Source organism: Pseudomonas sp. 05N434, from assembly GCF_056396965.1.
The window spans coordinates 1-5,097 of sequence record NZ_JBFTMK010000371.1 but is presented as its reverse complement, the minus strand read 5'-3'; the positions used below and the strand labels follow the sequence as shown (position 1 = coordinate 5,097).

Annotated in this window: 4 protein-coding genes and 1 pseudogene; 1 reads left to right on the top strand and 4 read right to left on the bottom strand. The window is 57.8% G+C overall.

All coding sequences use genetic code 11. The annotated features are described in order from the left end of the window. Positions 1-966, top strand: a 966-nt coding sequence (locus AC1DLB_RS20890) for an RHS repeat-associated core domain-containing protein (protein ID WP_477785565.1), incomplete at its 5' end; no start/stop codon positions are given. Positions 967-1,048: 82 nt separating this feature from the next. Here the strand turns inward: AC1DLB_RS20890 and AC1DLB_RS20885 are convergent. From AC1DLB_RS20885 to AC1DLB_RS20870, 4 genes and pseudogenes are all read right to left on the bottom strand, one after another. Next, entirely contained in the window at positions 1,049-2,500 is a 1,452-nt protein-coding gene (locus AC1DLB_RS20885; protein ID WP_064620199.1) for a mannose-1-phosphate guanylyltransferase/mannose-6-phosphate isomerase, read from the bottom strand. Positions 2,501-2,758: 258 nt separating this feature from the next. Further along, positions 2,759-3,415, bottom strand: a complete 657-nt coding sequence (locus AC1DLB_RS20880) for an alginate O-acetyltransferase AlgF (RefSeq protein ID WP_019581115.1) — start codon at positions 3,413-3,415, stop codon at positions 2,759-2,761. A gap of 15 nt (positions 3,416-3,430) precedes the next feature. After that, positions 3,431-4,606, bottom strand: coding sequence for an alginate O-acetyltransferase (locus AC1DLB_RS20875; protein WP_086944727.1), 1,176 nt, complete (start codon positions 4,604-4,606; stop codon positions 3,431-3,433). A gap of 11 nt (positions 4,607-4,617) precedes the next feature. Continuing rightward, positions 4,618-5,097 (bottom strand): annotated as a pseudogene (locus AC1DLB_RS20870) (MBOAT family O-acyltransferase); the annotation flags it as partial.

The window sequence follows — 5,097 nt, the reverse complement described above, 5'->3', positions numbered from 1 at the left end:
GCGTGGTACGACGCGATTGAAGTGGACTATAAAACCATTCGTTATTCGGGCAAGGAACAGGATGCCACGGGGCTTTATTGCTATGGCTTCCGGTACTACATACCGTGGTTGCGGCGATGGGCGAGTACCGATCCGGCAGGCGCTGTGGATGGCTTGAACCTGTATCGGATGGTTCGAAACAACCCGTTAACGTTCTTTGACGAGCAGGGTGAAAACTCAAAATCCAACTCGGCAGTGCGTACAGCGATCGAGATTTTTGAATCGTATAAGGACAATTACAGCGATACGGACAGAGTGACTCCTTACAACATGATGAACACAATCACTCAGGGCAAACTGAAGTTCAAAACAGCAAAGGCAACACCTGCGGTGCTTGAAAAGACCAAGCCCCAGAACTTTACCTTGCGCCATTACAYGGTCTACGGGAGCAGCGGCGAAACACCTCCCTTTATGGAAATCGCGTCTAACTTTTCTTTGGTTCACCAGAACTTGAAGACGTTAGGCGGAAAGGGCGGCAATACCAATGAAAAGGATTGGACCAAGGCCGGGAACATGGGCTTCACCTTCTTTCTTCTGGCGATAAATGGAGAAGTGAATGAACGCAAGTTTCTCGGCTCGATGACACACTTTGCCGAATACGATCTTGAGGATGACAAGGTGCTGGAGGCAGCCTTGGGTAAAGATTTCGATAAGGTAGAGTTTTTTGCTTCTCCCGATGTACTCGATCCCAAACACTCTTCGGACCTGGGCGCGGTGCCAATGGTTAAAGGCCCACTGAAAGAATTGAAGGCGCTGCTGTTAGGCAACTCGGGAATCAGTCCGGTTCAGGTGGGAAGAATGAGTTCACGAGCATTACTTGACAGTATCGATAGTGCGTTTCATGGAACACTTGAGATCAAAATACCAGGATCAATAAAGGTCAGTGGCTGGCATAGAAAACCAGCCACAACCCGTAAGGCTGCATGAATGTGTAAAAAAGCCCCCGCCCAACCCGCTGCGGATAGGGAACGCAGCGGGCTGGACGAGGGCTTTTTGATTTGCTGATTGATTACTGCGCGATGGTTTTCACCGACACGCCGCGCTCGATCGGGGTGGAGCGACCGTAGATATCTTCAAACCGCTCGATATCGTCTTCGCCCAGGTAGCTGCCCGATTGCACTTCGATGATCTCGAGTGGAATCTTGCCCGGGTTGCGCAGACGGTGTACCGAGGCGATCGGGATGTAGGTCGACTGGTTTTCACAGAGCAGGAACACGTTTTCGTCGCAGGTCACTTCAGCGGTGCCGCTGACCACGATCCAGTGTTCGGCGCGGTGATGGTGCATCTGCAGCGACAGGCACGCGCCCGGCTTGACCGAGATGTGCTTGACCTGGAAACGACCGCCCATATCCACCGAGTCGTAGGAACCCCACGGACGATAGACTTCGCAGTGGTTCTGGGTTTCGCTGCGGCCCTGTTCGTTGAGGGTGTTGACCATCTGTTTGACGCCTTGGACCTTGTCCTTGTGGACGATCATCATGGCGTCCTTGGTTTCGACCACCACGATGTTTTCCAGGCCGATCACCGACACCAGTTTGCCGTTGCCGTGGATCATGCAGTTTTTGCTGTCCTGGATGACCACGTCGCCTTTGGTGACGTTGCCGTTGGCGTCCTTTTCATTGACCTCCCACAGCGACGACCAGCAACCGACATCGCTCCAGCCCGCGGTCAGCGGTACGACGCAGGCGCGCTGGGTTTTTTCCATCACCGAATAGTCAATGGAATTGTCCGGGCAGCAGGCAAAGGTGGCGGAGTCGATGTCGATGGTGTCGGCATCCTGCACGCTACGTTCCAGGGTCAGTACGCAGGTGTCGTAGATGTCCGGATCGTGCTTTTTCAGCTCTTCGAGGAAGCGGCTGGCGCGGAACAGGAACATGCCGCTGTTCCAGAAATAACCGCCGGACTGGACGAACTCGGTGGCGCGTTTCACGTCGGGTTTTTCGACGAAGTGCGAGACACGGCTGACGCCTTCCGGCAGCAGGGCATCGTTGGTGGATTTGATGTAGCCGTAACCGGTTTCCGGTTTGGTCGCCGGCACGCCGAACAGCACCATTTCGCCACGCTCGGCCGCCACAGTGGCCAGGGCCAGGGCGCGTTGCAGGGCTTTCTGGTCTTCCAGGACGTGGTCGGCCGGCAGCACCAGCATCAACTCGTCGCGACCTTCATTGACCAGCATCATCGCGGTCAGGGCCACGGCCGGCGCGGTGTTACGGCCGAACGGTTCCATCAGGATGCGCTGGGTTTCCAGTTTACGGGCGCTCAGCTGCTCGTTGACGATGAAGCGGTGATCCTTGTTGCAGACCACGATCGGGGTATCCATGCCTTCGAACACCAGGCGTTCCAGGGTTTGCTGGAACAGCGTGTGTTCGCCGGTCAGGGCGAGGAATTGCTTGGGGAATTGCTTTCGGGAAAGCGGCCAAAGACGTGAGCCGCTACCACCTGACAAGATCACCGGAATCATGTTGTTACTCCCTTAAATCGATTGGTTAGAGCCACGAACGTTCTGTCGTTTCACTCTTGTTTTTGTTCCGTAATCAGATCGGCTCACCGATTCTGTAGCAGCTGCCGAGCCTGCGAGGCTGCGTTCGGCGACGTAGTCGTCGTGAATCCCGTCAATGCGGTCATTCAGAAAGACCGAGTTGCTTGGATTGCGACTGCTTCGCAGTCGGACGCAGGCTTCGCCAGCTGCTACAGGGTGATCACCGTCCTGATGAATTAATCAGCGCGTCGAGACCGGGCGCTTGACCCAGACTGGCGACAGGCTGCTGCCGTTGCCGGTGACGTACAGCACCGCCGCTTCACCGCGTTCCAGGGCAACCGGCTTCACGTCGCCGACTTTCTTGTCGCCTTCGTACAGCGCCAGGCTGACTTTCACCGGGTTGATTTCACGCTCGCCACGGCCCTTGGCGGCCACGTTCGGCACCACATCGGTCTTGCCGTCGGCGGTTTTCAGGGTCAGGGCCTTGTCGCTGAGGTTCTGCACGCGTACCAGAGATTTCTGTTTGTTCTTGAACGGCGGCTCTTCGATCAGTTGTGGCGCGCCGCTGGCGTTGTTGACCAGAGTGTAATAGTGATCGCCGGCCAGTTTCACCGGCAAGGTCTGGCTACCGACCTTGGCGCTGTAGTCGCCGCCCGGCATGAAGCTGAAGTCAGTGCTGGACAGCGGCGCGACTTCGTTCAGGTTGGTGGTGCCGACTGTAGCACTGACTTCAGCGTTACCGGCGTTGTAGACCCGCACGAAGGTGGAGCCTTTCGGTGCGGTCGGGCCGTAGAGGGCGGCGTCGCCACCGGCAAAAGCCTGCATCGAGAGCACGCTCATGCCGGCAACGAGAGCGAAGGTCTTGGCGAGACGGCGAGGAGTAGTAGTGAAAGTCATGGGTGTACCTCTCTTTCAGTTTTGCGCCCGGTCGGGCGTCTCGGATTTGGTGTTTACAGCTACGTTTTGTTGGCGCGCGCCGGCTTGTTTAAGCTCTGCGACCCACTGCGGGTCGGCGTCACCGATTTCGTTGTTCACAGGCAGATATCGTTCAGGGAACTCCCAGATCAGCACTTGTGGCGGGCTGTTCTTGAAGGCATCGCTTTTCAGGTAGCTGAGCATCGGCAGAATCGGGCCATGGCCGTCTTCGGCGTAATTGACCACGTCGCTGTGCAGCGCTTCTTTCAGCGCACCGACGAAGTTCCAGTTAGGGTTGGCGCTGTAGCTGGTGCCGATCAGGGCCACCGGCACTTCCGTGTTGGCGAACAACGCGTCATCACCGGTCGGTTGATCCTGGGCCGCCACGGTGTTGCGCTTCTGCAAAGGTTCTGGCGCCGGCATCAGGTTTTCGAACAGCGGGTCCAGCGGCAGGAACAACCGCAGGTCGCCCTTGTGCGTCACCTTCTCGGCAGGTTCAGTGACGAAGTTTTGCGGTTCGCCGCTGAGCGGAGCCTTGTCGGCGATGGTTTTGGCCAGGGTCTGGGCAGCGACTTGTGCGCCTTCCGGGGTCCAGTGGGTGTCGGTACGCAGGAACACTTGCTGACCGTTGCGCTTGGCTTGTTGCAGCGGGCCGAGCAGGTCAGGGGCGAGGATCTTGTCGGCCGCCACGCGAGCGTGGAAGTCCTTGTACAGATTGGTGTGGATACTCGCCGGCTTCACTTCACCCAGGTGCTCCGGGTACAGACGCGTCTTGGCCGGAACAATCGCCATCACCAGTTGCACGCCTCGCTTTTTCAGTTCCTGGCGCACGCCTTCGACCAGCGCGTAGTTGCCTTGCAAGTTCAACTCTTCGTTGACGATCGGGTGGAACTCTTCATCGCTGTAGAGCCACTGATCGCGACCGAGCACCACGCCCGGACGACCTTCGTTGAACAGTTTGAAATCCAGCGCGGCCCAAAGGTTGGTGCCCAGGCGCTTGATCGGGAACTCGTCGTCATAGTGCGTCTCGACGGCTTTGGTCCAGCGCCCGTTGAGCACGGTGGCATCGGCGTTGGTACTGAAGCCGAAGAAGCTGCGTACCGACCACACGCCCAGGACCAGCAAGGTCACCAGGAACAGCGCGATGTAGAAGATGCGTAATGAGCGGGTCATGGTCAGATCCCTCAGAACTGGAAGTAAAGGAACGGCGAAAAGCTTTGCGCCGAGAGTTTGAGAATCGAGGCAATGAACAGCAGCAGTACCAGGGCGCGCATCACGTAACGGGACCAGTCGGCGGTCCAATAGGCCGGTTGCACAGTCGCTTCAACGCCGACGGTGTAACCCGGCTCGTGGATGCTGGCCGGGTTGTCGCCCGGTACGGCTTTGATCTTTCCAGGCGTCGCCGCGGCCGGGCCGTCGGTTTCGATGTTCACCGCAGGTTTGGTCTTGACCGGCGGCTGGTTGGTGTAGAAATCACGCAGGCCGAAGAACGCCAGGGTCACGTAAGCCACCACCAGGGTTGCCACTTGCAGACCGGTGAGGCTGGCCTGGTTGAGTTCCGACAGCGACCATTCGCCGAAGCTGAACATTGCGCCGTACATGCGACCGGCGACGTGCAGGTTCTCTGCGCGGAAGATCACCCAGCCCATCACCACCAGCAGGAA

Excerpts from the sequence above, each read along its gene's own strand:
- AC1DLB_RS20875 (WP_086944727.1), bottom strand. The coding sequence starts at position 4,606 with ATGACCCGCTCATTACGCATCTTCTACATCGCGCTGTTCCTGGTGACC.
- AC1DLB_RS20880 (WP_019581115.1), bottom strand. The coding sequence starts at position 3,415 with ATGACTTTCACTACTACTCCTCGCCGTCTCGCCAAGACCTTCGCTCTC.
- AC1DLB_RS20885 (WP_064620199.1), bottom strand. The coding sequence starts at position 2,500 with ATGATTCCGGTGATCTTGTCAGGTGGTAGCGGCTCACGTCTTTGGCCG.